This is a genomic window from Streptomyces sp. NRRL WC-3549 (assembly GCF_000721935.1).
Taxonomy (GTDB): Bacteria; Actinomycetota; Actinomycetes; order Streptomycetales; family Streptomycetaceae; genus Streptomyces.
The window spans coordinates 115,308-115,685 of record NZ_KL585418.1; the positions used below are offsets into that span (position 1 = coordinate 115,308).

The following is a 378-nucleotide window of genomic DNA, read 5'->3' on the forward strand; positions in this document are numbered from 1 at the left end:
GTGTATAAGAGACAGGCCGAACCCCGAGCACCGGCCGCCCGGCCCCGCAGTGCACCCCGGAGCCCCGGCCCCGCAGCCTTCCCGGCCCCCTGCGGAACTCCACGTTCCGCCGCCCTTCCCAGCCCGCAGTCCTTCTGGAGTCGACATGTCCGTACGCCGTCGTCACACCCTGAGAGCGCTCTCAGTCGCCACCGCGGTGGTGGCCCTCGCCGCCGGTTGCTCGTCCGCCAACTCCGGCGCCAACAAGGGGGGCGGCGCCGGTGCCTCCGGCGTACTGACCCTCGGCAAGCCGGACGGGCCGCAGACGAACAACAGCAACCCGTTCCTGGCGACCTCGGCGGGCGCCACCCTCGGCTACCGCTTCAGGATCTACGAGCC

1 pseudogene is annotated in these 378 nt (G+C 72.2%); it reads left to right on the forward strand.

From position 1 onward, the window contains the following. Window positions 1–145 precede the first annotated feature (145 nt). A pseudogene (locus IH13_RS0124070) lies at window positions 146–378 on the forward strand (ABC transporter substrate-binding protein); the annotation flags it as partial.